Below are 22,687 nucleotides of genomic sequence, written 5' to 3'. Positions count from 1 at the left end.
GAGTCCGAGGAACGGCTACCCGTCCTCGCCGCCCCGCAGCCCGAGCACGTACCCGGCGGTCAGCGCCACGCCCCGGTCCTCGTCCCGCGCCAGTTCCGCGAGCGCGCGCTCCGCCGTCGCTCCGGGGATGTCCGCGAGCGCCTGTGTGAGGCGGCGGCGGGCGGACGGGCCGGGGGCGCCGTGGGCGAGGCGGGCGACGAGGCGGGTGGCGATGCGTTCGGCGGCCTCCGGGTCTGCGGCCAGCGCGCCCAGCGCGTCGGCCGCGTCGACGTCCCGCACCTCCTCCGCGACCATGTCGATGAGCGTCGGCACCGCGTCGGCCACCCCCCGCGCGCCGAGCGCCGGAGCCGCGTGCCTGCGGACCGCGAGGTCGGGGTCGGCCAGGGCCTCCCGGAGCAGCGCGGTCGCCGCATCGCCCGGGATCTCCGCGACGGCCAGGACCGCCCGCGCCCGGACCTCGGCCACGGGCGCCGCTAGGCCATCCGCGAGAAGAGGGAGCCCGCCGCCGGCCTGGGCCAGGGCCCACCGCAGGGCACCGGCCACGATCGGGTCCCGTTCGCTCAGGGCCGCGTCCACCAGGGCTTGCACCGGTACCGATGGCTCGTCCACCGAGGACAGCGCCGCGCGTTGGCGCGTGCCGGGGCTGCTGGACCCCAGCGCCTGGAGGAGGGCGACGGTGCGCAGGACGCCCTCCCAGTCCTCGGGCTCGGCGGCACCGATCCGGCTCAACCGGGTCAGCAACTCCGTCTCGCTCGCGATGCGCTCCCGCGTCCGGCGGGCGAGGTCGTCGACGAGCCCGGAGGGGCTGAAGCCGGGATCGTCCAGAGCGCGCCCGACCTCGCGCAGCGTCAGCCCCAGGGACCGCAGGCTCTCGATGTGGAAGATCCGCCGGACGTCCGCGCCGGAGTACTCCCGGTAGCCGACGTCGTTGCGCCCCGTGGGCCGCACCAGGCCGAGGGATTCGTAGTGCCTGAGCATGCGGGCGCTGACCCCGGACCTCCGTGCCACCTCACCGATCAACACCGCGCTTCACCCCTCCTGGCCGTACGTGCCCAGTGCCACCATGCGCTTCGCCTCCTCGATGGCGAACTCGAACCCGGCGTCCGGGTCACGGAGCAGCTGCTGCGTGGCGAGCGCGTGCTGACGCACACGGGGGTCGGGGTGTGCCGTCGCGGTGCTCAGGACGGGTGCGACGACCTCGCCCAGTGCGATCAGCGCGCGGCTGAGGCTCAGCTGCGTCTCCCGCTCGCCGCGCCCGAGCTGTTCCGCCAGTACCGCGGCCAGACCGGGTTCCTCGCCCTCGGGCACGAGGACGACCGCCGCACGCCAGGCGGCCCGCGCCACCTCGTCGTCGGCGTCGGTCAGCAGCGCCCGGGTGATCGCAGGCCAAGCCTGCCGCTCCCCGGTCCCGTCCGCGGTCCCGTCCCCGGTCCCCTCCGCGGTCCTCTCCAGGGTCCGGTCCCCGGTCTTGGACAGCGTGTGCAGGGCCTGGCTGCGGGCCTGTGCGCGCTCCGAGCGGAGTTCGCCGACGAGCCTGGGGACCGTCAGCGCCGGTGAGTGACGGGTGAGTGCCCAGGTCAGCATCTCGCGTACGGAGAAGTCCGGCTCGGTCCTGCACTGTTCGACCAGCCTGTCGATGAGCCGCGGGTCCGGGTTCGACCCCACCGCCAGTGCCGCCCGCAGCCGGACCGACGCATCGGCGTGCCCCAGCCCCCGCAGCGCACGCGTCGTGGCCGTTTCCTCGTTCGGCATGGTCATCGGACCACCTCCTCGTCCGCACAGTGAAGTGCTTGTCACCGTGACAAGGTCAAGCCGAGCCCCGCCGAGGGGAAACAGATCGCAGGGGGCCGGGGCCTCTTTCCGGGCCGCCGACCCGGAATTGGCCTTGGTCCGCGGCCCTGTCCCGTGCCTACGGTCGGGGCATGAGGATTTGTACCGTCGACGCGTTCACCGACCGCCCCTTCACCGGCAACCCCGCGGGCGTCCTGCTGTTCGGCCCCGAAGGCTTCCCCGGGGACAGCTCCCTCCAACGGGTCGCCGCCGAGCTGAACCTCTCCGAGACCGCGTTCGCCCATCCCCTGCCACCGGGTGGCGCCGCGGACTGGGCGCTGCGATGGTTCACGCCGGTCACCGAGGTGGACATGTGCGGCCACGCCACCCTCGCCACCGCCCATGTCCTGCACACCACCGGAGCCGCGAGCGGCACCGTGCGCTTCGCCGCCCGATGCGGGACGCTCACCTCCACCGCGCACCCGGACGGCTCGGTCACGCTCGACTTCCCCACCGCGCCGCTGACCCCCGAGGCCGCGCCGGCCGGGCTCGCCGAAGCACTCGGCGCCCAGCCGCTGTCCGTGCACGACACCGGCCCGCACGTCGGCGACCTGCTCGTGGAACTGAAGGACGAGGCGGCCGTACGGGGTCTCGCCCCCGACTTCGCGGCGCTGGCCGGCCTCTCCCGGCGCGGCGTCATCGCCACGGCCGCCGCCGCGCCGGGCGGAGCGTACGACTACGTGTCGCGCGGCTTCTTCCCCGCGGTGGGCATCGACGAGGACCCGGTTACGGGCAGCGCCCACACCGCCCTGGCCCCGTTCTGGTCGGCCCGGCTCGGCCGCGACGAACTGACCGGACTTCAGGCCTCCGCCCGCTCCGGGCTCGTCCGCACCTCACTGCGCGGCGCGCGCACCCTGCTGACCGGCCACGCGGTCACGATCCTGGACGGAGAACTGCTCGTCGCCCCGTGACCACGGTGGGGCGTACGGGCCACCCAGCACGCCCGCACGCCCCCGCGGCCCCATGCCCCCGCAGCCAGGGCCGCCGTTCACGGCGTGGGCAGCCAGTCCACCTTCCCGGCGAGCAGCGCGTACCCGACGAACGCGCCGATGTCGAGGAGCGCGTGCGCCGCGACCAGTGGCCCCACCCGCTGCCAGCGGCGGTACAGCATCACGAAGACGACCCCCATCACCATGTTGCCGATGAACCCGCCGATGCCCTGGTAGAGGTGGTACGAGCCGCGCAGCACCGAACTCGCGGCCAGCGCCGCCATCGGCGTCCACCCCAACTGCCCCAGCCGGCGCAGCAGGTATCCGACGACGATCACTTCCTCCAGCACCGAGTTCTGGAGCGCCGAGAGGATGAGGACGGGGAACTTCCACCACACCTCGGGCAGCGACTCGGGGACGACCGTGAGGTTGAACCCGGCGGCCCTGGCCACCAGGTAGAACGCCAGCCCGGCGCTGCCGATGCCCGCCGCGACCACCGCGCCGCGCGCCAGGTCCCCGCCCGGCCGGGTGCGGTCGAAACCGATGACCCGCAGCCCCGCCCCTTCCCTGATCAGCAGATGCGCCACCAGAGCGACGGGCACCAGAGCCGTCGCGATGCCGAAAAGCTGCCAGGCGAGATCCAGCCAAGGACGGCCCGGAGCGTACGAACTGTTGAGGGTCGCCGCCTGATCCTTCAAACCCCCTGGTTTCGTCAGTGATCCGACAAAACTGATGAGGGCAGACACTCCGCTCGCCCCCAGCGAGAGCGCCAGCACGAGCACCGTCTCGGACCGAAGAATCCGCCGTGACACGGCCTCCTGGGGAAAAGAATCAGCCACACGCCCCGCCTCCACCTGTACACCTGCTCTCAGTTGTGCATTCGCGTCCCAAGCCCCTCGCCGCCCCGCTAGGGTCTCGAATGCAGGTACGAAGATCATGCGCGACAGGCCGGGGGACGAGCACCATTGCCGATGGTGTGGTTCCCCATTTCCTTGTTCATCCTCAAGGAGGGGCACCACCGACATGGGACGTCACAGCTTGCCCGACGACCGCGCCGCGGCCGGAGGCGGGGACCGTCCACCGCGCCGCCGTCGCACCGTGGTCATCGCCACCGTGCTCGTTCTCCCCGTGGCGGGGGGAGCGGCGATCGCGGCAAAAGGCGGGTTGCTCTCGTTCTCGAAGTCGTGCGAGGAAAGCGCCGTACACCTGTCCATGATGACCTCGCCGGACATCGCTCCCGCCGTGCGTGCCGTCGCCGACCGGGCACGCAAGGACGAGCTGCGGTCCGACGGCCGCTGCCTCGACGTGAACGTGGTGGCCCGGGACTCGTACAAGGTGGCGGACGCACTCGCGAGCGGCACCCGCACCCCCGACTACCAGATATGGCTTCCCGACTCCGATCTGTGGCTGAGCCGGGCCAAGGGCGACGGGGACGCCATCGCGATCAGCCCGGGCGATTCGGTCGCCACCTCCCCCGTCACCCTGGCCATGGTCCCCACGGCCGCCAAGAGCCTCGGATGGCCCGGGAAGACTTACTCCTGGGCCGAGTTGACAGGGGCGGCCATGGAGTCCGACAAGGTACGGCTCGGCGCGGCCGACCCCGCGCGTTCCGCCACCGGCCTGCTGGCCCTCGCCAGCATCGGCGCGTCCTCCGACAAGCAGGGCGGGGACAGCGACACCAGGGTCGCGGCCACCGCGAAGCTGCTCGCCCAGCGGATGTCGGACGGGGACACCCAGGTCGTGGCGACCCTGCCGCAGGACGGTTCCGGCGCCGAGGAGGGCAATCCGGCGCGCAACCAGGCGGTGCTGCTCTCCGAACAGGCCGCCTTCGCCCACAACGCCGAGTCCACGGGCGACGGAAAGGTCGATCTGTTCTATCCCAAGGACGGCACCCCGCTGCTCAACTACCCGTTCACCCTGGTCAACGAGCAGAAGCAGACCACGGACCAGAGCCGGGCCGCGCTGCGCTTCATGACCCTGCTGTCCGAGGACGGCTCCCTGCGCACCCTCCAGGAGCACGGCTTCCGCACCACGGACGGCACGGCGGACGAGAAGGTCGTCGCGGCGGCGGGCGGCAAGGCACCTCAGCCGTACGCCGAGCAGCAGCCGCCCGCGCCGTCGGACGAGGCGCTGCAGGAGACGCTCGGCATGTGGACGATCACCGTGCAGAGCGCGCGGCTCACCACCGTCGTGGACGCCTCGGGCTCGATGGCCACGATCGTGCCGGGACGCAACCAGTCCCGGATGGACGTCACCAAGGCGTCCCTGATCCAGGCCCTCAACCAGTTCACGCCGAACGACGAGATCGGCCTCTGGGAGTTCGCCACCACGCTCGACGGCGACAAGGACTACCGCCGGCTGGTGCCGACCTCCCGACTCGGTGACGCGGAGAAGGACGGCGGCACCCACCGCGAGAAGCTCGCCGCGGCGTTCGCCGCGCTCCAGCCCGTGCCGGGCGGCGCGACCGGCCTGTACGACACGATCCTGGCCTCGTACAAGGAGGCGCAGCGCACGTATGTGAAGGGCAAGTTCAACGCGGTCGTGATCCTCACCGACGGTTCGAACCAGGATGAGCGGTCCATCTCGCGCTCCGCCCTCATCGACGAGCTGAAGACCATCGCCGACCCGGAGCGCCCGGTCCGGCTGCTGGCCATCGCGGTCGGTCCGGAGGCGGACCGGGAGGAGGTGGACCAGATAGCCCAGGTCACCGGTGGCGGCGGCTACCAGGTGAACGACCCGGCCGAGATCCAAGCGGTGATCCTGCAGGCCGTGATGACCGCGGGCCAGAACGGCCGCACCGCCGAGTAGCGGCGCCGGCCGGGGCCCGGAGCGCCTGCGGTACACCCCGGGCCCCGGCCACACACCTCGACTTACGGACTTACGGACTTACGGGCACACGGGCACACGGGCACACGGCGGGGCCTCCGCCCGCTCCCGTCACGGCGTCGGGATGCCCACCGGCCAGCTGTGCACGGGGTCACCGCCCTGCATCAGCTCGGCGTAGCGCCGGGTCATCGCGGCGAGCGCGGCGCCCCGGTCCAGTCCGGCCTCGCGCGCCCGGTGGTAGGTGTCCGCCTGCCAGGACGCGCCGTTCGTCCGCCGCTTGCAGCGCTCCTCGATGATCCCCAGGTAGTGGTCCCGGTCGGCCGGCTCGATGTTCCAGGCGTCGAGCCCCGCGGCGGCCAGCGGCAGCAGCTCGTCCCGTACCAGCTTCACCGCCGGCACCCGGGTCAGCCCCCCGGAGCGGCCCGGCCGCGGCCACAGCAGCTCGGCGTCGATGCCCCGGCGGCACGCGGTCTCGAAGTTCTCCGCGGCGGCGGAGAACGGCATCCTGGTCCACACCGGGCGGGACTCCTCCGCGAGGGCCCTGACCAGACCGTAGTAGAGCGCGGTGTTGGCGATGACATCGGCGACGGTCGGGCCGGCGGGCAGCACCCGGTTCTCCACCCGGAGGTGGGGGACGCCGTCCGCCAGCCCGTACACCGGCCGGTTCCACCGGTAAACCGTGCCGTTGTGCAGGACCAGCTCCTGGAGGCGCGGCACCCCGCCGTCGGCCAGGACGCGCAGCGGCTCCTCCTCGTCGCAGATGGGCAGCAGCGGGGGAAAGTAGCGGAGGTTCTCCTCGAACAGCTCCTGGACCGAGCCGATCCACTTCTCCCCGAACCAGGTCCGGGGCCGCACGCCCTGATTGCGCAGCTCGGGCGGCCGGGTGTCGGTGGCCTGCTCGAACAGCGGCGGGCGCGACTCGCGCCACACCTCGCGGCCGAACAGGAAGGGCGAGTTCGCGCCCAGGGCCACCTGGACGGCGGCGACGGCCTGGGCCGCGTTCCACACGTCGGAGAATCGTTCCGGCGTCACCTGGAGATGCAGTTGGAGCGAGGTGCAGGCCGCCTCCGGGGTGATCGATCCGGAGGTGCAGACCAGCCGCTCGACGCCCTCGATATCCAGCGAGAAATCTTCGCCGCGCGCCGCGACCATTTGATCGTTCAGCAGGCTGTAGCGGTCCACGTCGGAGAGGTTGGACCGGACCATGTCGTCGCGGCCGAGCGTCGGGAGTATTCCGATCATCATGATCCCGGCATCGACTTCGCCGGCCTTGCGGTCGGCATATCCGAGCCCGGTCCTCAGCTCTTCGGCCAGCTGATCGAGAACGCGTCCCGACAGATGGTGGGGGACTATGTTCACCTCCAGATTGAACATCCCCAGTTCCGTTTGGAAATCATGGCTCGCGATGCGCTCCAGCACCTGTCCATTCAACATCTTCGGCATGGCGTCGGAGCCCGTCAGATTCAGCTCGATCTCCATGCCCATGAGGTTGCGCGGCCGGTCGAACCGCCGCTCGGCCAGAAGTCCGGACAGCGCCTCCAGGCACTGGTGCAGCTTCCTCCGGTACTTCTGCCGGTCGGACAGGTCAAAGGCGCCCGCGACGACCTTCTCCCCCATCGAAGTGTCCCTCCTCGAGTGGACAGCACGCGGCCGGGGCCGCTCGCATCACGATCGATAATGCCCGCAGGACGTGATCCGTAACGCCCCGCGGACGGCGCGCACCCGGTAATCTGAGCGCCGGGGCCCCCGGCACATTCACTCGGCATGAAGCCGGGGCCGGTTTCCCCGCACGGAGGGCTCGTAAAGCCCCGATGGGTTTCGGCCGACCGCGGTGCGGGAAAAACCCGAGGCGGCGGCTGCGCCGCTCGCGCCGAATCAGCACGATCTCCGCATAATAAAGTCCGGATACCGCCTTGCCGGCAATAGCCGTGGCGGCTAGTGGAAACACCGCGTGAACACGTGTCGTATAAACTCCGCGGACGAGGCAGAGAGTTGACGCACCGGCTCAGTCACCGGCCTCCTCTGGCCCCGCACGCCGACAGCGCCGTCTGCACCCGCCCGCGCACCACCGTGTCTCCGAAGTGAGAGGCGACCCAATTATGCCGCTGCATGTTCCCCTGACCCCCGCGCCCGCGCTGCGAAGCGTTCTCGCGGCGCTCGGTTCACCGACCGCGGTCCGCGAGGCACGTACCCCCGCCCTGCGGTCCGCACAGGGACCTCTGAGCCCCGAACACCCGCTGCCCGTCCACGTGCTGGACCTCGTCCCGGGCGGAGTCGCGCCCGTCACCCGGCTCGCCGCATGGCGCTTCCAGATCCGCAGCACGGAGCGGGCGGTGGCGGCGGCGGACACCATGCTCACGCCCGACGGCTGGGCCTTCTCGCACTTCTTCGAGGGCCCGTACATCGCATCGACGGAGCTCGCCCTGCGTCAGGCTGAGGGGATGAGCAACCACTACCAGCCGAGGCTCCTGTCCATCCCCGACCTCTACATGCTGGCCCTGTGGCTGCACGGCGACCCCGAGGCCGACGCGTCCTGCGGCTCCCCGGCCCCGGCCGATCTGCTGGTGCCGCTGGCGCCCGCGCCGCCGGGCATCGCGGCGCACCGCCCGCACCGGGCCGCCGACCTGCTGCCCGTGATCACGACCCGCATCACCCCGGGGACGGGCCCGCTCCTGGGCTCCCCGGCCCCCGCCTGAAACCGGCGGCCGACCCCTTCCGCGCGCTGTGCCCCGTCGCCCCGGTCCGGGCGGCGGGGCACAGCGCGCGGTCCGGCGTGCGGCATCCCGCCCATCCGGACTAGTCCCATCCGGCCACCCCGAACCATCCGAAGGGGCAGTGCAGTTGAGTTGAACCGTCCGGGCGGGTGACGCGTCATGGGAGGCGGGTAAGCGCTGCGGCGAAATCCCTGCGGATTGACGGCCGTGGGGCAACACTGGGAGCGGACCGATCGAAACGGGGGCGGCCATGAACACCTCGCCACACCGCGGGACACTCAACTCGACGCAGCGAAAGAACCCATCCATGTGCCAGCACCAGCCACCCTGCCCGACAGCCGACTCAGCCGACCGGGAAGCCGCCCGCCAGGTGGCGCACCACCCGGAACAGGGCTGGAGCCTGCTGTGCAACGGCGTCCTGCTCTTCGAGGACACCGGTGAGCTGCTTCCGGACGGGCAGATCATCGCCCCGCACAGGCCCCTGGCGGCAGGCCGGGTGATGAAGGCGGCCTGAGCGGCCGCCCGGTACGGAAAGGGGCCGGCCCGGAGGAATCTCCGCACCGGCCCCGACGCATGTCCGCGTCGCGCCGCTTGATCCGGCGTTCCGGAATCAGTTGTCGTACGCGTCCAGGGGCGGGCACGAGCAGACGAGGTTACGGTCGCCGAACGCCCCGTCGATCCGGCGCACCGGCGGCCAGTACTTGTCGGCGGCCGAGACCCCTGCCGGGAAGACGGCCACCTCGCGGCTGTAGCCGTGCTCCCACTCCCCGCCCAGCGCCGCGGCGGTGTGCGGGGCGTTGGCGAGCGGGTTGTCCTCCGCGCTCCACTCCCCCGAGGCGACCTTCTCGATCTCGGCGCGGATGGCGATCATCGTGTCGCAGAAGCGGTCCAGCTCCGCCAGGTCCTCGCTCTCGGTCGGCTCGATCATCAGCGTCCCGGCGACGGGGAACGACATGGTCGGCGAGTGGAAGCCGTAGTCGATGAGCCGCTTGGCGACGTCGTCGATGCTGACGCCGGTCGCCTTCGAGATGGGCCGCAGGTCCACGATGCACTCGTGCGCGACCAGACCGGCGGGGCCGTTGTACAGGATCGGGTAGTGCGGTTCGAGGCGCTTGGCGATGTAGTTGGCCGCCAGCACGGCGACCTGCGTCGCCCGCTTCAGCCCCTCCCCGCCCATCAGGCGCACGTAGGCCCAGGAGATCGGCAGGATGCCGGCCGAGCCCCACGGGGCGGCCGAGATCGGTCCGACGCCCGTCTCCGGGCCGGCCGCGGGCTGCAGCGGGTGGTTGGGCAGGTACGGCGCCAGGTGCGCACGCACACCGACGGGACCGACCCCGGGGCCACCGCCGCCGTGCGGGATGCAGAAGGTCTTGTGCAGGTTCAGGTGCGAGACGTCGCCGCCGAACCGGCCGGGCTTGGCCAGGCCGACCAGCGCGTTGAGGTTGGCGCCGTCGACGTAGACCTGACCGCCGGCGTCGTGCACCTCGGCGCAGATGTCGGCGACGTGCTCCTCGAAGACGCCGTGCGTCGACGGGTAGGTGATCATGAGCACGGCCAGCTCGTCGCGGTACTGCGCGATCTTCGCACGCAGGTCCTCGATGTCGACCTCGCCGTCGTCGGCGGTCTTCACGACGACGACCTTCATGCCGGCCATCACGGCGCTCGCGGCGTTGGTGCCGTGCGCCGAGGACGGGATCAGGCAGACGGTCCGGTTCTCGTGGCCGTTGGCGCGGTGGTACGCGCGGACGGCCAGCAGCCCCGCGAACTCGCCCTGCGAGCCGGCGTTCGGCTGGATGGAGACCGCGTCGTAGCCCGTGACCTCGGCCAGCCGTTCCTCAAGCTCACGGATGAGCGTCAGGAAGCCCTGGGCCTGCTCGGCGGGCGCGAACGGGTGCAGCGCGCCGAACTCCGGCCAGGTGATCGACTCCATCTCGGCGGTCGCGTTCAGCTTCATGGTGCAGGAGCCGAGCGGGATCATGCCGCGGTCGAGCGCGTAGTCACGGTCCGCGAGCTTGCGCAGGTAGCGCAGCATCGCGGTCTCGGACCGGTGCTGGTGGAAGACCGGGTGGGCCAGGATCGTGTCGGCGCGCAGCAGCGCCCCGGGCAGCGCGTCCTCGGTGGTGGCGTCCAGCGCCTCGACGTCCCCGTCGGCGCCGAAGGCCGCCCAGACGGCGGCGACCTGGGTACGGGTGGTGGTCTCGTCGCAGGCGAGGGAGACGGTGTCCGCGTCGACGAGGCGCAGGTTCACACCGCGCTCGCGGGCGCCGGAGACGACGTCGGCCGCCTTGCCGGGGACGCGGACGGTGAGCGTGTCGAAATACGCCCCGCTCACCACGTCCACCCCGGAGGCGCGCAGGCCCTCGGCGAGGATCGCGGCGTAGCGGTGGGTGCGCCGGGCGATCGTGCGCAGGCCTTCGGGGCCGTGGTAGACGGCGTACATGCCGGCCATCACGGCGAGCAGCACCTGTGCGGTGCAGATGTTGCTGGTGGCCTTCTCGCGGCGGATGTGCTGCTCGCGGGTCTGCAGGGCCAGCCGGTACGCCTTGTTGCCGTCGGCGTCCACGGAGACGCCGACGAGGCGGCCCGGGAGGCTGCGCGCGAACTTGTCGCGGACGGCCATGAAGCCGGCGTGCGGTCCGCCGAAGCCCATCGGCACGCCGAAGCGCTGCGTGGTGCCGACGGCGATGTCGGCGCCCAGCTCGCCGGGCGAGGTGAGCAGGGTGAGGGCCAGCAGGTCGGCGGCCACGGTGACGACCGCGCCCAGCTCGTGCGCCTGGTCGATCACGGGCTTGATGTCCCGGACGGCCCCCGAGGCGCCGGGGTACTGGAGCAGCACGCCGAAGACACCGCGCTCGGCGATCTCGGCCGGGATGCCGGCGTCGAGGTCGGCGACGACGACCTCGACGCCGGTGGGCTCGGCACGGGTCTCGATGACGGCGACGGTCTGCGGCAGGGTGTCGGCGTCGACCAGGAAGACGCCGTTCTTGACCTTGCCGACGCGCCGGGCCAGCGCCATGGCCTCGGCGGCGGCCGTTCCCTCGTCGAGCAGCGAGGCACCGGAGGTGGGCAGCCCGGTGAGCTCGGCGACCATCGTCTGGAAGTTCAGGAGGGCTTCGAGGCGGCCCTGGGAGATCTCGGGCTGGTACGGCGTGTAGGCCGTGTACCAGGCGGGGTTCTCCATGACGTTGCGCAGGATCACCGGCGGGGTGAACGTGCCGTAGTAGCCGAGCCCGATCATCGGGGCGAGGACCTCGTTGCGGTCGGCGAGCCGGCGCAGCTCGGCCAGCACCTCGGCCTCGGTACGGCCCTCCGGCAGCCGCAGCGCCTCGGTGCTCCTGATCACATCGGGCACGGCGGCCTCGGTCAGCTCGTCCAGCGAGCCGTAGCCGACCTGGGCGAGCATCTTCGCCTGTGCCTCGGCGTCGGGGCCGATGTGACGCTGCTCGAACGGAATGCCCTGTTCCAGCTCGGCGAGCGGGGTGCGACGGGGGGTCATGGTGGAGGCCTCCTGGTCTGTCACGACCTGCGAGGGGCACCACGGCGCGGGGTGCCCGAACGGCCTCCCCCTCTGTCATCTCAACCTGAGAGCTTCACCGGCACCGCACGGGCGCCGGCTTTCACCGTCGGTGAGGGAGAGGCCCCGCCCGGCCCATGGCCGCGCACAACCCGCCCTGCTTTCCAGAGTGACCTCGTCCGCGCGGTACGGGGGCCTGAGAGATTCCGGGGAGGATTTGCTCCTTCGGCGCCTCCGGGTTGGTTCCGGAGGACTCTCCCGCACGGGGTCAGCAGCCGTTAACAGCCTACCAGCGGGGTACACGACGAGAATTCTCGAGTGGCCAACACCACGGAACTGCACTTCTGTAGTGCTGTGGACCAGCCGCGACCCGTGTGGGAGGGACCGTGCAGACCGACATCGACCCGCGCAGTCTGATCGGCCGCAAGGCCTTCGACCGCAAAGGCACCAAGATCGGGACCGTGGACGAGGTGTACCTCGACGACGCGACCGGCGTACCCGAGTGGGCGGCCGTACGCACCGGCCTGTTCAGCCGGGACGCCTTCGTCCCGCTGGAACCCAGCGAATTGGTCGGGGACACGTTGCGCGTCCCCTTCGACCGAGCGCTGATCAAGGACGCACCCGACTTCGGGGTGGGCCGCCATCTCTCCCCCGAGCAGGAGCTCCAGCTCTACCGGCACTACGGTCTGGACTCCGTCCCGGACGCCCCGGCCCCGGACCGCGACTTCGGCAGGCTGGCCGGCCAGGAGGAGTAGTCCGGCGGCTCCCGCACGAGCGGCAGCGGGTCGGCCGGCCGCAGCGCGGGGTCGTCGATCCGAAACGTACGCACCCGGCCGGGTGCCGATCCCGGTTCCTCGAACCGTACGGTGACCCGGCCGACCCCGCTCCCCTGCACCCAGCCGTGCCCGTGGGTGTCGTGCCGTACGTCGTGTCCGGCCGGCCAGCGCCGCGCGGCGAGCTGCTCGGCGCCCTCCGGTCCCGGCTCGGCCCGGGCGCGTCCCTCGCGGCTTTCGGTGGCCGCCTCCGGCCGCTCCTCGACGCCGTCCGGGAGGCCGGCCGCCGCCCGCTCGCCGGCGGCCTGGGCGAACAGATCCTCCTGGGTGAAGTCGGCGAGCCCGGTGACGCCCACGCCCAGCAGCCGCACGCCCCCGGTGGTGTCCACGGACTCCAGGAGCCGTGCGGCGGCCTCCCGCACCACCGCTGGGTCGTCCGTGGGCCCGCGCAGCGTCTCCGAGCGGGTCAGGGTGGAGAAGTCGTACCTGCGTACCTTCAGCACCACCGTGCGCCCCGACCGCTCGGCGGCCCGCAGCCGCTGGACGCACCGGTCGGCCAGCCGCTCCACCTCTGTGCGCACCCGGACCCGGTCGTGCAGGTCGATGTCGAAGGTGTCCTCGACCGACACCGATTTCGCGTCGCGCTCGGCCACCACCGGCCGGTCGTCGTACCCGAACGCCATCCGGTGCAGCGAGCCGCCGTGCGCCTTCCCCAACAGCCGTACGAGCTCCGCCTCGCCCGCCTCGGCCAGGTCGTTCACCGTGGTCATCCCGGCGCGGCGCAGATGGTCCGCGGTGGCGGGGCCGACACCGGGCAGCGTACGCACCGGCATGGGCGCGAGCAGTTCCCGCTCGGTGCCGGGCTCGATCAGCCGCATCCCGTCGGGCTTCGCCTCCTCGGAGGCGATCTTGGCGAGCATCTTGGAACCGGCGAGACCGACGGAACCGCTCAGTCCGGTGACCGCCTCGATCGCCTCGCGCAGCTGCCGCCCGATCTTCAGGGCCGAGGCGGCGTCGTCGGCCGTGGAGCCCGCTTCCAGGTCGACGAAGGCCTCGTCCAGGCTGAGCGGTTCCACCAGCGGCGAGAGCCGGCCCAGCAGCTCCATGACCTGGTCGCTCACGGAGCGGTACAGCGCGAAGCGCGGCACCAGATAGGCGGCGTTCGGCGCGAGCCGTCTGGCCTGCGCCATCGGCATGGCCGAGTGCACCCCGAACCGCCGTGCCTCGTACGAGGCCGTCGCGACGACCCCGCGGGGGCCGAGCCCGCCCACCACGACCGGCTTGCCGCGCAGGCTCGGCTTCGCCGCCTGCTCCGCGGAGGCGTAGAAGGCATCCATGTCCAGATGCAGGATGGTGGGCGCGGCTCTCACACCAGTCGATGCTGCCCTACGGCACTGACAATCGCCGCGCCACCAGGGCCCGCCGGTCCGCGATTCCCGTCCCGGACCGGGGGCTCAGCGGCTCAGACGGCCCGGTTGCGGCGCCGCGCGAGCTCGTCGGTGGGGTTGTGCCCGATGAGGGTCTCCCCGGTGTCCACGCGCTCCCCGTGCAGCTGCGACAGCGCGGCGTCCACATCCCGCCACACCACCCCCACGGCGATGCCGAAGACGCCCTGGCCCCCTTGGAGCAGGTCCACGACCTCGGCGGGCGAGGAGCACTCGTAGACCGTCGCCCCGTCGCTCATCAGCGTCATGCGCTCCAGATCCTGGAAGCCGCGGGCCCGCAGATGCTGGACCGTGGTGCGGATGTTCTGGAGCGCCACACCCGTGTCGAGGAAGCGCTTCACGATCTTCAGCAGGACGACGTCCCGGAAGCTGTAGAGCCGCTGCGTGCCCGATCCGTACGCCGGACGGACGCTCGGCTCGACCAGGCCGGTACGGGCCCAGTAGTCGAGCTGCCGATAAGTGATCCCTGCCGCCGCGCACGCCGTCGGCCCGCGATAGCCGATGTCGTCGGCCGATGCCACGCCGCCCCCTGCCACCGCAGCCGGCACAGCCGGCTGCCTCATGGTGCGGTCGGCTGTACTCCCCTGCTGCGGATACGGCGCACCCGCCGCCGTACCGTCGCCGCTGCTTCTCACGCCGACCTCCGTCCTTGACCTGCCCACTCGAAGGTAGGCAGTCACCCGGGGTGCGTCAACGATCGCCACACTCGGCACGCCGAGTGATAATCACCCTGAGGGTGGTTTCGCGTGACTCTCGACGGGGAAAGGCTCTCCGGATATGCCGACGGCGGCCCCCCGGGGACGTCACTGGCTGTTGTTCGTACCGAAGTCCTCCGGAGAGATCTGGTCGAGGAACTCGCGGAACTTCTCCACCTCGTCCTCCTGCTCGTCGGGGATCGCGATCCCCGCGTCGTCGAGCACCCCGTCACTGCCGTAGATCGGCGTGCCGGTGCGCAGGGCGAGCGCTATGGCGTCCGAAGGACGCGCGCTCACCTCGACACCGCTGGCGAAGACCAGCTCCGCGTAGAAAACCCCTTCGCGCAGGTCCGTGATGCGGACCTCGGTGAGCTCCTGGCCCACGGCCTCGAGCACATCCTTGAAGAGATCATGGGTCAGCGGCCTGGCCGGAGCCATGCCCTGCTGGGCGAAGGCGATCGCGGTCGCCTCACCAGGACCGATCCAAATGGGGAGGTACCGGTCGCCTCCCACTTCACGCAGGAGCACGATCGGTTGGTTGGAGGGCATTTCCACCCGGACACCCACAACGTCGAGCTCGTTCACACAGCAACCCTAGGACGTGCCCGGCAGGTTTGGGTAGTCGGGCTCGGCCGGCATCAGTGGAGCCGCACCCGCAGAGCGGTCTGCACGAGGGCGGAATGCAGCCGTACGGACAGTTCCGCCAGCTCCTTGGTGGTGGCCTCGGCATGTGCTCTGGTCTGCGGGTTCCGGTGCCGGCGCAGCGGCGCGACGACCTGCTCGATGAGCCCCGCCTCCCGGTCGGCAGCCGCCCGCATGGCCCTCAGGTGACGGGGTTCCAGACCGAATCGCCCCAGATCCGCCACAAGCCTGGCGACGGTCACCATCTCGGCGTCGTAGCCGCCCTCCGGCATCGGTGCGACGAGGCCGTAGGACTCCCAGGAATCGAGGTCGCTCTCGGTGACCTCGGCGGCGACCAGCAGCTCGGCGCGGCCGATGCGGGCGGCCGTGGCCTGCCCGGGCCCGCCGGTCCAGCCGCCGTCCGCCGTGTCCCGCCGCTCCCCGCCCGGGGACGGCAGGGCCGCCTGCTCGCCCCGGGCGAGGGCGTCCAGATGCTCGCGGATGACCTTGAGCGGGAGGTAGTGGTCCCGCTGCATCCGCAGCACCTGGGCGAGCCGCTCGACATCGGCGGGGCTGAACTTCCGATAGCCGGAAGGCGTCCGCTGTGGTTCGACGAGCCCTTCGGCCTCCAGGAAACGGATCTTGGAGATGGTGACCTCGGGGAACTCCTCCCGCAGTTGCAGGAGCACCGTGCCGATGCTCACCGGCCGGTCGTCGGCGGCGATGCCGTTCCCGGCACCGCCGCTCGGTGTTCTCAGCATGGACCTTCCTGAGGGTCCCCCGGACGGAGTCCGGGGACGGGTCAGATGCCGCGCTGGCTCGCGTAGAAGACCAGCCGGTACTTGCCGATCTGCACTTCGTCGCCGTTGGACAGGGCGACGGAGTCGATCCGCTCACGGTTGACGTAGGTGCCGTTGAGGCTGCCGACATCCCCGACCGTGAAGCTGCCGTCGGCGTTGCGACGGAACTCCACGTGGCGGCGCGACACCGTCACGTCGTCGAGGAAGATGTCGCTCTGCGGGTGGCGGCCGGCCGTGGTCAGCTCACCGTCCAGCAGGAAGCGACTGCCGGAGTTCGGGCCGCGCCGAACCACCAGGAGCGCCGAGCCGAGCGGCAGGGCGTCGACGGCGGCCTGCGCCTCGGGAGAGAGCGACGGCACGGCGGTCTGGCCGGTCGCCTCCGCCTCGTAGGCCTCCAGGCCCGAGATGGAGATGGTCGACGTCGTCTCCGAGGCACGCTCGGGGACTCCGCCCCGCAGCGGCGCACCGCAGTTGGAGCAGAAACGGCTGGCCTCGGCATTGCGGTGGCCACACCTCGTACAGACCGGCATGGACGAAGCCTCCTGGCTCGGGGCTCCGAAACCTATGCGGCCGGGACCGGCAGGGTCAACGGACGACGCGCCGGGACCGCCCGGGTGGTCACCCCCCTGGCCCGCCACCTGGTCGCGGAAGAGCGGGCGCTCCGAGCCCTGCTCGTCGGGCTGACCATGGCGCGGCGCGCGATGCCTTGCGGCCTCATCGCGTGCGCTCTTGCCGAACAACTTCCCAAACAACTTCACGGGCGATTCCCCTTGACCGAAACAGACCCGCCCGTGGGGCAGGACGAACCCTGAATGAACACACCTGCCGACCCGGACATCTGCACAACGTCCGTATCCACTCGACAGTTTCCACCACGCGCCACGATTACGATGCGGCGACCCCCCGCAACCTTCCGCTCGTGTCCCCCGACGCCCGGGCGCCCGGGGCTCACTGGCCCGACGACCGAGCGTAGTCAGGCCGCTCCGCCGGTCGCAAGGCGTCCACGACAATGTCGTCGGCCCGCGCCACATGCACCGTGGCCTGCTCCTTCTCCAGCGTCTGCACCACACCCCCGGGGATGTTGAGCGCCGGTTCCAGATCCTGCGGCTTGCCGATGACCTTGAAGACGTACGGGGAGGAGATCTTACGGCCGTCGACCTTGACGGCGCCGCCGTCGCCGGAGAAGTAGGTATTGGCCACCACGCGTACGCCGTTGACCTCGACCGCCTCGGCACCGGCCGCCCTCAGCTCCTGCAGGGCGTCGAGCAGCATGTCCGGCCGCACCGCCCCGACGGGGTCGTTGACCGTCAGCGTGATCCCGGGTCCGTGCGCCGCGACGGTGCCCGCGAGCACGCCGAGTTGCCGCTCCTTCTCGACCGTCTGCTTCCGAGCCTCCTCGGCCTGGTCGGAGCTGTTCTCCAGCTCCGTGCGCTGGTCGTCCAGGCGCTGTTTCTCGTCCTCCAGCCGCTGCGTACGCTCGTCCACCTCGTCCAGGATGCGCACCAGGTCCTCCTGGCGGGCGCCGCGCAGGGCGCTGTTGTCGCTGTTGGACCGCACCTGGATGGCGAGCCCCAGGCCGAGGACGAACAGCAGCAGGGCGACGACGAGTTGGGCGCGGGTGACCCGGGGCGGCCAGATGCCGGCCACCAGCCGCTGGCGCCCGGTGAGCTCCCGGGGAGCGCTCGCCGGCTGCTCGCCGTTCCGCTCCCCGCCGTCGTCGAAGGCGTCGTTGCTCATCGGCGTCATGCCCGGAAGACGTGCCGGCGGATCGCCGCGGCGTTGGAGAAGATCCGGATGCCCAGCACGACCACCACACCCGTGGAGAGCTGGGCGCCGACGCCCAGTTTGTCGCCCAGGAAGACGATGAGGGCCGCCACGACCACGTTGGAGAGGAACGAGACCACGAAGACCTTGTCGACGAAGATGCCGTCGAGCATGGCCCGCAGCCCGCCGAAGACCGCGTCGAGGGCGGCCACGACGGCGATCGGGAGATAGGGCTCGACCACCGCCGGCACTTCGGGCCGGACCAACAGTCCGACCACGACTCCCACGACGAGGCCCAGTACGGCGATCACGATGTGCCCTTCCCTGTGTCTGCAGCCTTGTATGGCTCTGCTGTCCGTACGATCAGGCTCGGGGCGGCCGGGAGATTCACCTTCTCCTGGACGGAGATGCTGGTCCTGATGTCGAAGGTGTCCTTCAGCGCCTGCAGGTACTGGCCGTCGGCGCTGTCGCGGAAGGCCGCGCGGAGCTTCTTGCCGTCCCCCACCGCGAGCACCGAGTACGGGGGCACGAGCGGTTTGTTGTCGACCAGTATGGCGTCGCCCGCGGCGCGGATCGCCGACAGGGCCGTCAGACGCTGTCCGTTGATGGCGATGGCCTCGGCGCCGGACTGCCACAGGCCGTTGACGACCCGCTGCATGTCCCGGTCCCTGACCCGCCCCGTGTCGGAGAAGCCGCTGGTCTCACGCGGCCCGCCACCACCCTGGTCGGTGTCCTCGGCGTCGTCGACGACGACCTTGACTCCCGGACCGTGCACGGGTGTCGCCCCGGAGAGCAGCGCCACCAGCTCGGCCTGGTCGCCCCCGTGCTCCTGCAGGGCCTTGCGCTGGCGTTTGCCCACGTCGTCGCGGACGTCCTCCACCTGCGACTCGAGGGTGTCGGCCGCCGCCGTCTCCGCGTCGATCCGGTCGATCAGCTCCTGGCGCTCCTTGGCCAGCACCGGGGCCGTCACCCGCGCCTGGGCGGCGCCGAGCGTGACGACCAGGGCGGCCAGGACCAGACACGCGGCGAACCCGAGCTTCGCCTTGATCGTACGGGGCATGCCCGCGCGCCCGTCGGCCGCGCGCCGCGCCGCCGCTTCGGCGTAGCCGTCGTCCAGGCTGTGCTCCATCACATTGGTCAGCAGCAGCATGGACGCGTCGGGGCGCTTGGGCGGCGGGGCCGTGCTCCGACCTGGGGACTGCTGCGACATGCCGCACATCGTCGCATGTCGCGGCGGCATCCGCCGAATGGCCCCACCGATGGCCCGCCGGGCGCGGAAACGGGCGGCCGGCCCGTCCCCGGGCCGGCCGCCCGTTCACCCGTTCCGGTGGCCGGACTCAGTCGCCCGCGCTGTCGACGACCGCCGCCCATTCGTCGAGCAGCGCCTGCGCCGAGGCGTCGTCGGGGCCTTCCGCCCAGAGGTGAGTGACCGCTTCCGCCCTGTCCGGCAGGACCATCACCCAGCGCCCGTCCGCCTCCACGACCCGTACGCCGTCCGTCGTATCGACGTCGCGGTCCCCGGCGGCCTCCACGACCCGGCGCATCACCAGGCCCTTCACGGCCCACGGCGTCGCGAGGTCGCGGCGCAGGACGTGGGCGCGCGGGATGCGGGCGTCGATCTGGCTCAGCGTGAGCTGAGTACGGGCGACGAGTCCGATGAGCCGCACGAATGCGGCCGTTCCGTCGAAGACACTGCTGAATTCGGGAACGATGAAGCCGCCGCGGCCGTCTCCACCGAAGATGGTGCCTTCCTCACGCCCCACCCGCGTCAGGTCGTCGGGCGAGGTCATCGTCCATTCGACCTGGGTGCCGTGGTACGCGGCGACCTGCTCGGCGACCCTGGTGGTGGTCACCGGCAGCGCCACCCGTCCGCTGCGCCGCTCGGCGGCGACGAGGTCGAGCATGACCAGCAGGGCCCGGTCGTCCTCCACGATCCGGCCCCGCTCGTCGACCAGCGAGAGCCGTTCGCCCACGGGGTCGAACCGGACGCCGAAGGCTGCCCGCGCGGAGGAGACGATCTCCCCCAGGCGCACGAGCCCGTTGCGCCGGGTCTCGGCCGACTCGGTGGGGCGGGATTCGTCGAGTCCGGGGTTGATGGTGAGCGCGTCCACGCCCAGCCGCCCCAGGAGGCTCGGCAGCACGAGTCCGGCGCTGCCGTTGGAGGCGTCGACGACGACCTTGAGCTGGGCGTCGGCGATTCCGGTGGTGTCCACGTTCCGCAGGAGTGACCCGGTGTACGAGTCGAAGACGCTGGACGGGAAGTAGATGTCCCCGATCTCGCCCGGGAAGGCGCGCCGGTACTCCTGCCTGGCGTAGACCCGGTCCAGCTTCCGCTGCCGTGCCTGGGAGAGGTCCGCTCCCCGTTCGTCGAAGAACATGATGTCGACGGAGTCGGGCACGCCCTGCGACGTCCGGATCATGATCCCGCCGGCACTTCCGCGCGCGGTCTGCTGCCGCGCGACGGGCAGCGGTACGTTCTCCAGGTCCCGGACGTCGATGGCACTGGCCTGGAGGGCGGAGATCACGGCGCGCTTGAGGGCCCGGGCGCCGCGGGAGTGGTCCCGGGCGGTGGTGACGGTGGAGCCCTTCTTGAGCGTCGTCGCGTAGGCGCCGGCCAGCCTGACGGCCAGCTCCGGGGTGATTTCCACATTCAGGATTCCGGAGACACCGCGCGCTCCGAAGAGGTGCGCCTGTCCGCGGGACTCCCAGATCACCGAGGTGTTGACGAAGGCGCCGGCCTCGATGGTCTTGAAGGGATAGACGCGCACATTGCCCTGGATGATCGATTCCTCACCGACGAGGCATTCGTCGCCGATGACGGCGCCGTCCTCGATCCGGGAGGCGCGCATGATGTCGGTGTTCTTGCCGATTACGCAGCCGCGCAGGTTGCTGTGGTCGCCGATGTACACGTTGTCGTGGACGACGGCCTTGTGCAGGAAGGCGCCACTTTTCACGACGACGTTCGACCCGATGACCGTGTGCTCACGGATCTCCACGTCGGCCTCGACCTTGGCGTAGTCACCGATGTACAGCGGGCCCCGCAGTACCGCGTCGGGATGTACGTCCGCGCCCTCGGCCACCCAGACCCCGGGCGAGATCTCGAAGCCGTCGATCTCCACGTCGACCTTGCGCTCGAGCACGTCGGCCTGGGCCTTCACGTAGCTCTCGTGTGTGCCGACGTCCTCCCAGTAGCCCTCGGCGATGTAGCCGTAGATGGGCTTGCCTTCCTTCATCAGCTGCGGGAAGACGTCCCCGGACCAGTCGACGGAGACGTCGGCCTCGACGTAGTTGAAGACCTCGGGCTCCATGACGTAGATGCCCGTGTTGACGGTGTCGGAGAAGACCTGGCCCCAGGTGGGCTTCTCCAGGAACCGTTCGACCTGGCCCTCCTCGTCGACGATCGTGATCCCGAATTCCAGGGGGTTGGGAACGCGAGTGAGGCAGACGGTGACCAGGCCGCCCTTTTCCTTGTGAAAGGCGATGAGGTCGGTGAGGTCGAAGTCGGTGAGCGCGTCGCCGGAAATGACGAGGAAGGTGTCGTCCTTCAACGCCTCCTCGGCATTCTTCACGCTGCCGGCGGTGCCGAGCGGCTTCTCCTCATTGGCATAGCTGAGCTCCATGCCCAGCTCTTCGCCGTCTCCGAAATAGTTCTTCACCAGAGAGGCGAGGAACTGGACGGTCACCACCGTCTCATTGAGCCCGTGCCGTTTCAGCAGTCGGAGCACATGCTCCATGATTGGCCGATTGGCCACGGGCAGGAGCGGCTTGGGCATGCTCGAGGTCATGGGGCGAAGGCGAGTGCCTTCGCCGCCAGCCATCACGACGGCCTTCATGTCGGAAACGTCCTCCTTGAGAGACGACGGTCGAGCCGACTTCGCCCGTCAGGGCAGCATCTGTGTCATCAGCCGCGGGCCGGCGACGTTGCGCGGCACCACTTCAACGAGCTCAATCGGCTACTGCATCCGCCTTGACGAGTCGGCGGACCTGAACCACGTAGAGGATTCCTGCCCACCAATAGAGCGTTGTACCCCATCCTGCGAACGCCCATCCGAAAACGGTGGCCACCTCTGCCAGCCAACCACTTCCGTCGCTGAGCAGCAACAAGGGGAATGCGTACATGAGGTTGAACGTGGCGGCCTTGCCCAGGAAGTTCACCTGCGGCGGCGGATAGCCGTGCCGGCGCAGGATTCCCACCATCACGAGAAGCATCAGCTCACGGGCGAGCAGAGCGGCGGTGAGCCAGAGGGGCAGGATCTCGCGCCAGGTCAGCCCGACGAGAGTAGAAAGGATGTAGAGACGGTCGGCGGCCGGGTCGAGGAGCCGGCCGAGGCTGCTGATCTGGTTCCATCGACGCGCGAGCTTGCCGTCGAGGTAGTCGCTGACGCCGCTGAACATCAGGACCAGCAATGCCCAGCCATCGCTCTGGGGTCCGCCGAACTCGGGGCGGAGAATCAGCCACAGGAAGACAGGTACGCCGACGAGGCGCGCCATGCTGAGGATGTTGGGGATGGTGAGTACCCGGTCCGTCTGAACGCGGGTCTCCTGGACCTCCACCCGGGGGCCTCCTGTGTCAAGAACGTGCCAATGATGTGCCCCCTGACCCTACCCTCAGCCCCCTCAGGCGGGTGCACAGGGGTGCCGATGGCCCTGGAAACGCAGAAGAGCCCCGTGCCACAAGGGCACGGGGCTCTTCCTAAAAGGAGTTCGGCGGCGTCCTACTCTCCCACAGGGTCCCCCCTGCAGTACCATCGGCGCTGAAAGGCTTAGCTTCCGGGT

General features: G+C 70.8%; 20 protein-coding genes, 1 rRNA gene and 1 riboswitch. Of the genes, 5 read left to right on the top strand and 16 right to left on the bottom strand.

The window, feature by feature from the left end; all coding sequences use genetic code 11:
* Positions 1 to 15 precede the first annotated feature (15 nt).
* On the bottom strand, positions 16 to 1,023 hold the full coding sequence (locus E6P78_RS19465; protein WP_168712650.1) for a HEAT repeat domain-containing protein: 1,008 nt from the start codon (positions 1,021 to 1,023) through the stop codon (positions 16 to 18).
* Between the two features lie 6 nt (positions 1,024 to 1,029).
* Positions 1,030 to 1,758: a HEAT repeat domain-containing protein gene (locus E6P78_RS19460; protein WP_136204890.1), complete on the bottom strand. Its 729-nt coding sequence runs from the start codon at positions 1,756 to 1,758 to the stop codon at positions 1,030 to 1,032.
* A 164-nt stretch (positions 1,759 to 1,922) separates the two neighbouring features.
* Here E6P78_RS19460 and E6P78_RS19455 point away from each other — a divergent pair, with 164 nt between their 5' ends.
* Positions 1,923 to 2,741, top strand: coding sequence for a PhzF family phenazine biosynthesis protein (locus E6P78_RS19455; protein ID WP_136204889.1), 819 nt, complete (start codon positions 1,923 to 1,925; stop codon positions 2,739 to 2,741).
* A 77-nt stretch (positions 2,742 to 2,818) separates the two neighbouring features.
* On the opposite strand, the gene E6P78_RS19450 is transcribed toward E6P78_RS19455, so the two are convergent.
* Positions 2,819 to 3,598 carry a type II CAAX endopeptidase family protein gene (locus E6P78_RS19450; protein WP_136204888.1) on the bottom strand — a complete coding sequence of 260 codons (780 nt, stop codon included), beginning with the start codon at positions 3,596 to 3,598 and terminating at the stop codon, positions 2,819 to 2,821.
* 184 nt (positions 3,599 to 3,782) lie between these two features.
* Between E6P78_RS19450 and E6P78_RS19445 the strand changes: the two genes are divergently transcribed.
* Positions 3,783 to 5,567, top strand: a complete 1,785-nt coding sequence (locus tag E6P78_RS19445) for a substrate-binding domain-containing protein (protein ID WP_206307847.1) — start codon at positions 3,783 to 3,785, stop codon at positions 5,565 to 5,567.
* Positions 5,568 to 5,696: 129 nt separating this feature from the next.
* Here the strand turns inward: E6P78_RS19445 and E6P78_RS19440 are convergent, their stop codons facing one another.
* Entirely contained in the window at positions 5,697 to 7,202 is a 1,506-nt protein-coding gene (locus tag E6P78_RS19440; protein ID WP_136204887.1) for a glutamate-cysteine ligase family protein, read from the bottom strand.
* A gap of 482 nt (positions 7,203 to 7,684) precedes the next feature.
* Between E6P78_RS19440 and E6P78_RS19435 the strand changes: the two genes are divergently transcribed.
* Complete coding sequence (locus E6P78_RS19435; RefSeq protein WP_136204886.1) at positions 7,685 to 8,281, top strand: hypothetical protein; 597 nt, start codon at positions 7,685 to 7,687, stop codon at positions 8,279 to 8,281.
* Between the two features lie 325 nt (positions 8,282 to 8,606).
* On the top strand, positions 8,607 to 8,813 hold the full coding sequence (locus E6P78_RS19430) for a DUF5999 family protein (protein WP_136204885.1): 207 nt from the start codon (positions 8,607 to 8,609) through the stop codon (positions 8,811 to 8,813).
* Positions 8,814 to 8,909: 96 nt separating this feature from the next.
* Here the strand turns inward: E6P78_RS19430 and gcvP are convergent, their stop codons facing one another.
* The gene (gcvP, locus tag E6P78_RS19425) at positions 8,910 to 11,795 is read right to left on the bottom strand and encodes an aminomethyl-transferring glycine dehydrogenase (RefSeq protein WP_136204884.1); all 2,886 of its coding nucleotides are present in this window, start codon (positions 11,793 to 11,795) and stop codon (positions 8,910 to 8,912) included.
* 192 nt (positions 11,796 to 11,987) lie between these two features.
* Positions 11,988 to 12,084: riboswitch (glycine riboswitch) on the bottom strand.
* A 115-nt stretch (positions 12,085 to 12,199) separates the two neighbouring features.
* Between gcvP and E6P78_RS19420 the strand changes: the two genes are divergently transcribed.
* Positions 12,200 to 12,568, top strand: coding sequence for a PRC-barrel domain-containing protein (locus E6P78_RS19420; RefSeq protein WP_136204883.1), 369 nt, complete (start codon positions 12,200 to 12,202; stop codon positions 12,566 to 12,568).
* On the opposite strand, the gene E6P78_RS19415 is transcribed toward E6P78_RS19420, so the two are convergent.
* The 11 genes from E6P78_RS19415 to rrf form a co-directional block, all read right to left on the bottom strand.
* Positions 12,493 to 13,956, bottom strand: coding sequence for a DNA polymerase IV (locus E6P78_RS19415; RefSeq protein ID WP_136204882.1), 1,464 nt, complete (start codon positions 13,954 to 13,956; stop codon positions 12,493 to 12,495). The genes E6P78_RS19420 and E6P78_RS19415 overlap by 76 nt on opposite strands.
* Before the next feature lie 92 nt (positions 13,957 to 14,048).
* The gene (locus E6P78_RS19410) at positions 14,049 to 14,666 is read right to left on the bottom strand and encodes a MerR family transcriptional regulator (protein ID WP_136204881.1); all 618 of its coding nucleotides are present in this window, start codon (positions 14,664 to 14,666) and stop codon (positions 14,049 to 14,051) included.
* Between the two features lie 168 nt (positions 14,667 to 14,834).
* Positions 14,835 to 15,311 carry a bifunctional nuclease family protein gene (locus E6P78_RS19405; protein ID WP_003946924.1) on the bottom strand — a complete coding sequence of 159 codons (477 nt, stop codon included), beginning with the start codon at positions 15,309 to 15,311 and terminating at the stop codon, positions 14,835 to 14,837.
* Positions 15,312 to 15,364: 53 nt separating this feature from the next.
* Positions 15,365 to 16,108 carry a MerR family transcriptional regulator gene (locus E6P78_RS19400; RefSeq protein ID WP_136204880.1) on the bottom strand — a complete coding sequence of 248 codons (744 nt, stop codon included), beginning with the start codon at positions 16,106 to 16,108 and terminating at the stop codon, positions 15,365 to 15,367.
* Positions 16,109 to 16,149: 41 nt separating this feature from the next.
* Positions 16,150 to 17,013 (bottom strand): FHA domain-containing protein, encoded by an 864-nt coding sequence (locus tag E6P78_RS19395; RefSeq protein ID WP_240799284.1) that lies wholly within the window; start codon positions 17,011 to 17,013, stop codon positions 16,150 to 16,152.
* 82 nt (positions 17,014 to 17,095) lie between these two features.
* Positions 17,096 to 17,884 carry a DUF881 domain-containing protein gene (locus E6P78_RS19390; protein ID WP_136204878.1) on the bottom strand — a complete coding sequence of 263 codons (789 nt, stop codon included), beginning with the start codon at positions 17,882 to 17,884 and terminating at the stop codon, positions 17,096 to 17,098.
* 5 nt (positions 17,885 to 17,889) lie between these two features.
* On the bottom strand, positions 17,890 to 18,222 hold the full coding sequence (locus tag E6P78_RS19385; RefSeq protein ID WP_003970459.1) for a small basic family protein: 333 nt from the start codon (positions 18,220 to 18,222) through the stop codon (positions 17,890 to 17,892).
* On the bottom strand, positions 18,219 to 19,121 hold the full coding sequence (locus E6P78_RS19380) for a DUF881 domain-containing protein (RefSeq protein WP_136204877.1): 903 nt from the start codon (positions 19,119 to 19,121) through the stop codon (positions 18,219 to 18,221). Before E6P78_RS19380 ends, E6P78_RS19385 begins: the two co-directional genes overlap by 4 nt.
* A 127-nt stretch (positions 19,122 to 19,248) precedes the next feature.
* Positions 19,249 to 21,744 carry a mannose-1-phosphate guanyltransferase gene (locus tag E6P78_RS19375; protein ID WP_136204876.1) on the bottom strand — a complete coding sequence of 832 codons (2,496 nt, stop codon included), beginning with the start codon at positions 21,742 to 21,744 and terminating at the stop codon, positions 19,249 to 19,251.
* Positions 21,745 to 21,856: 112 nt separating this feature from the next.
* A complete protein-coding gene (locus E6P78_RS19370) occupies positions 21,857 to 22,465 on the bottom strand; it encodes a CDP-alcohol phosphatidyltransferase family protein (RefSeq protein WP_018555060.1) in 609 nt (202 codons plus the stop codon).
* Positions 22,466 to 22,613: 148 nt separating this feature from the next.
* Positions 22,614 to 22,687: ribosomal RNA gene (gene rrf, locus E6P78_RS19365) — 5S ribosomal RNA — on the bottom strand; the annotation flags it as partial.

The organism is Streptomyces sp. A0958 (assembly GCF_004795035.1).
GTDB lineage: Bacteria > Actinomycetota > Actinomycetes > Streptomycetales > Streptomycetaceae > Streptomyces.
Note: the sequence above shows the minus strand (reverse complement) of the source record. Positions and strands in the feature narration are given on the sequence as shown.

What these genes read in the sequence shown, in the direction of transcription:
- E6P78_RS19440 (WP_136204887.1), bottom strand. Translation starts at nt 7,202, where the DNA reads ATGGGGGAGAAGGTCGTCGCGGGCGCCTTTGACCTGTCCGACCGGCAG.
- E6P78_RS19455 (WP_136204889.1), top strand. Translation starts at nt 1,923, where the DNA reads ATGAGGATTTGTACCGTCGACGCGTTCACCGACCGCCCCTTCACCGGC.
- E6P78_RS19435 (WP_136204886.1), top strand. Translation starts at nt 7,685, where the DNA reads ATGCCGCTGCATGTTCCCCTGACCCCCGCGCCCGCGCTGCGAAGCGTT.
- E6P78_RS19445 (WP_206307847.1), top strand. Translation starts at nt 3,783, where the DNA reads ATGGGACGTCACAGCTTGCCCGACGACCGCGCCGCGGCCGGAGGCGGG.
- E6P78_RS19460 (WP_136204890.1), bottom strand. Translation starts at nt 1,758, where the DNA reads ATGACCATGCCGAACGAGGAAACGGCCACGACGCGTGCGCTGCGGGGG.
- E6P78_RS19430 (WP_136204885.1), top strand. Translation starts at nt 8,607, where the DNA reads ATGTGCCAGCACCAGCCACCCTGCCCGACAGCCGACTCAGCCGACCGG.
- E6P78_RS19380 (WP_136204877.1), bottom strand. Translation starts at nt 19,121, where the DNA reads ATGTCGCAGCAGTCCCCAGGTCGGAGCACGGCCCCGCCGCCCAAGCGC.
- gcvP (WP_136204884.1), bottom strand. Translation starts at nt 11,795, where the DNA reads ATGACCCCCCGTCGCACCCCGCTCGCCGAGCTGGAACAGGGCATTCCG.
- E6P78_RS19400 (WP_136204880.1), bottom strand. Translation starts at nt 16,108, where the DNA reads ATGCTGAGAACACCGAGCGGCGGTGCCGGGAACGGCATCGCCGCCGAC.
- E6P78_RS19375 (WP_136204876.1), bottom strand. Translation starts at nt 21,744, where the DNA reads ATGAAGGCCGTCGTGATGGCTGGCGGCGAAGGCACTCGCCTTCGCCCC.
- E6P78_RS19390 (WP_136204878.1), bottom strand. Translation starts at nt 17,884, where the DNA reads ATGAGCAACGACGCCTTCGACGACGGCGGGGAGCGGAACGGCGAGCAG.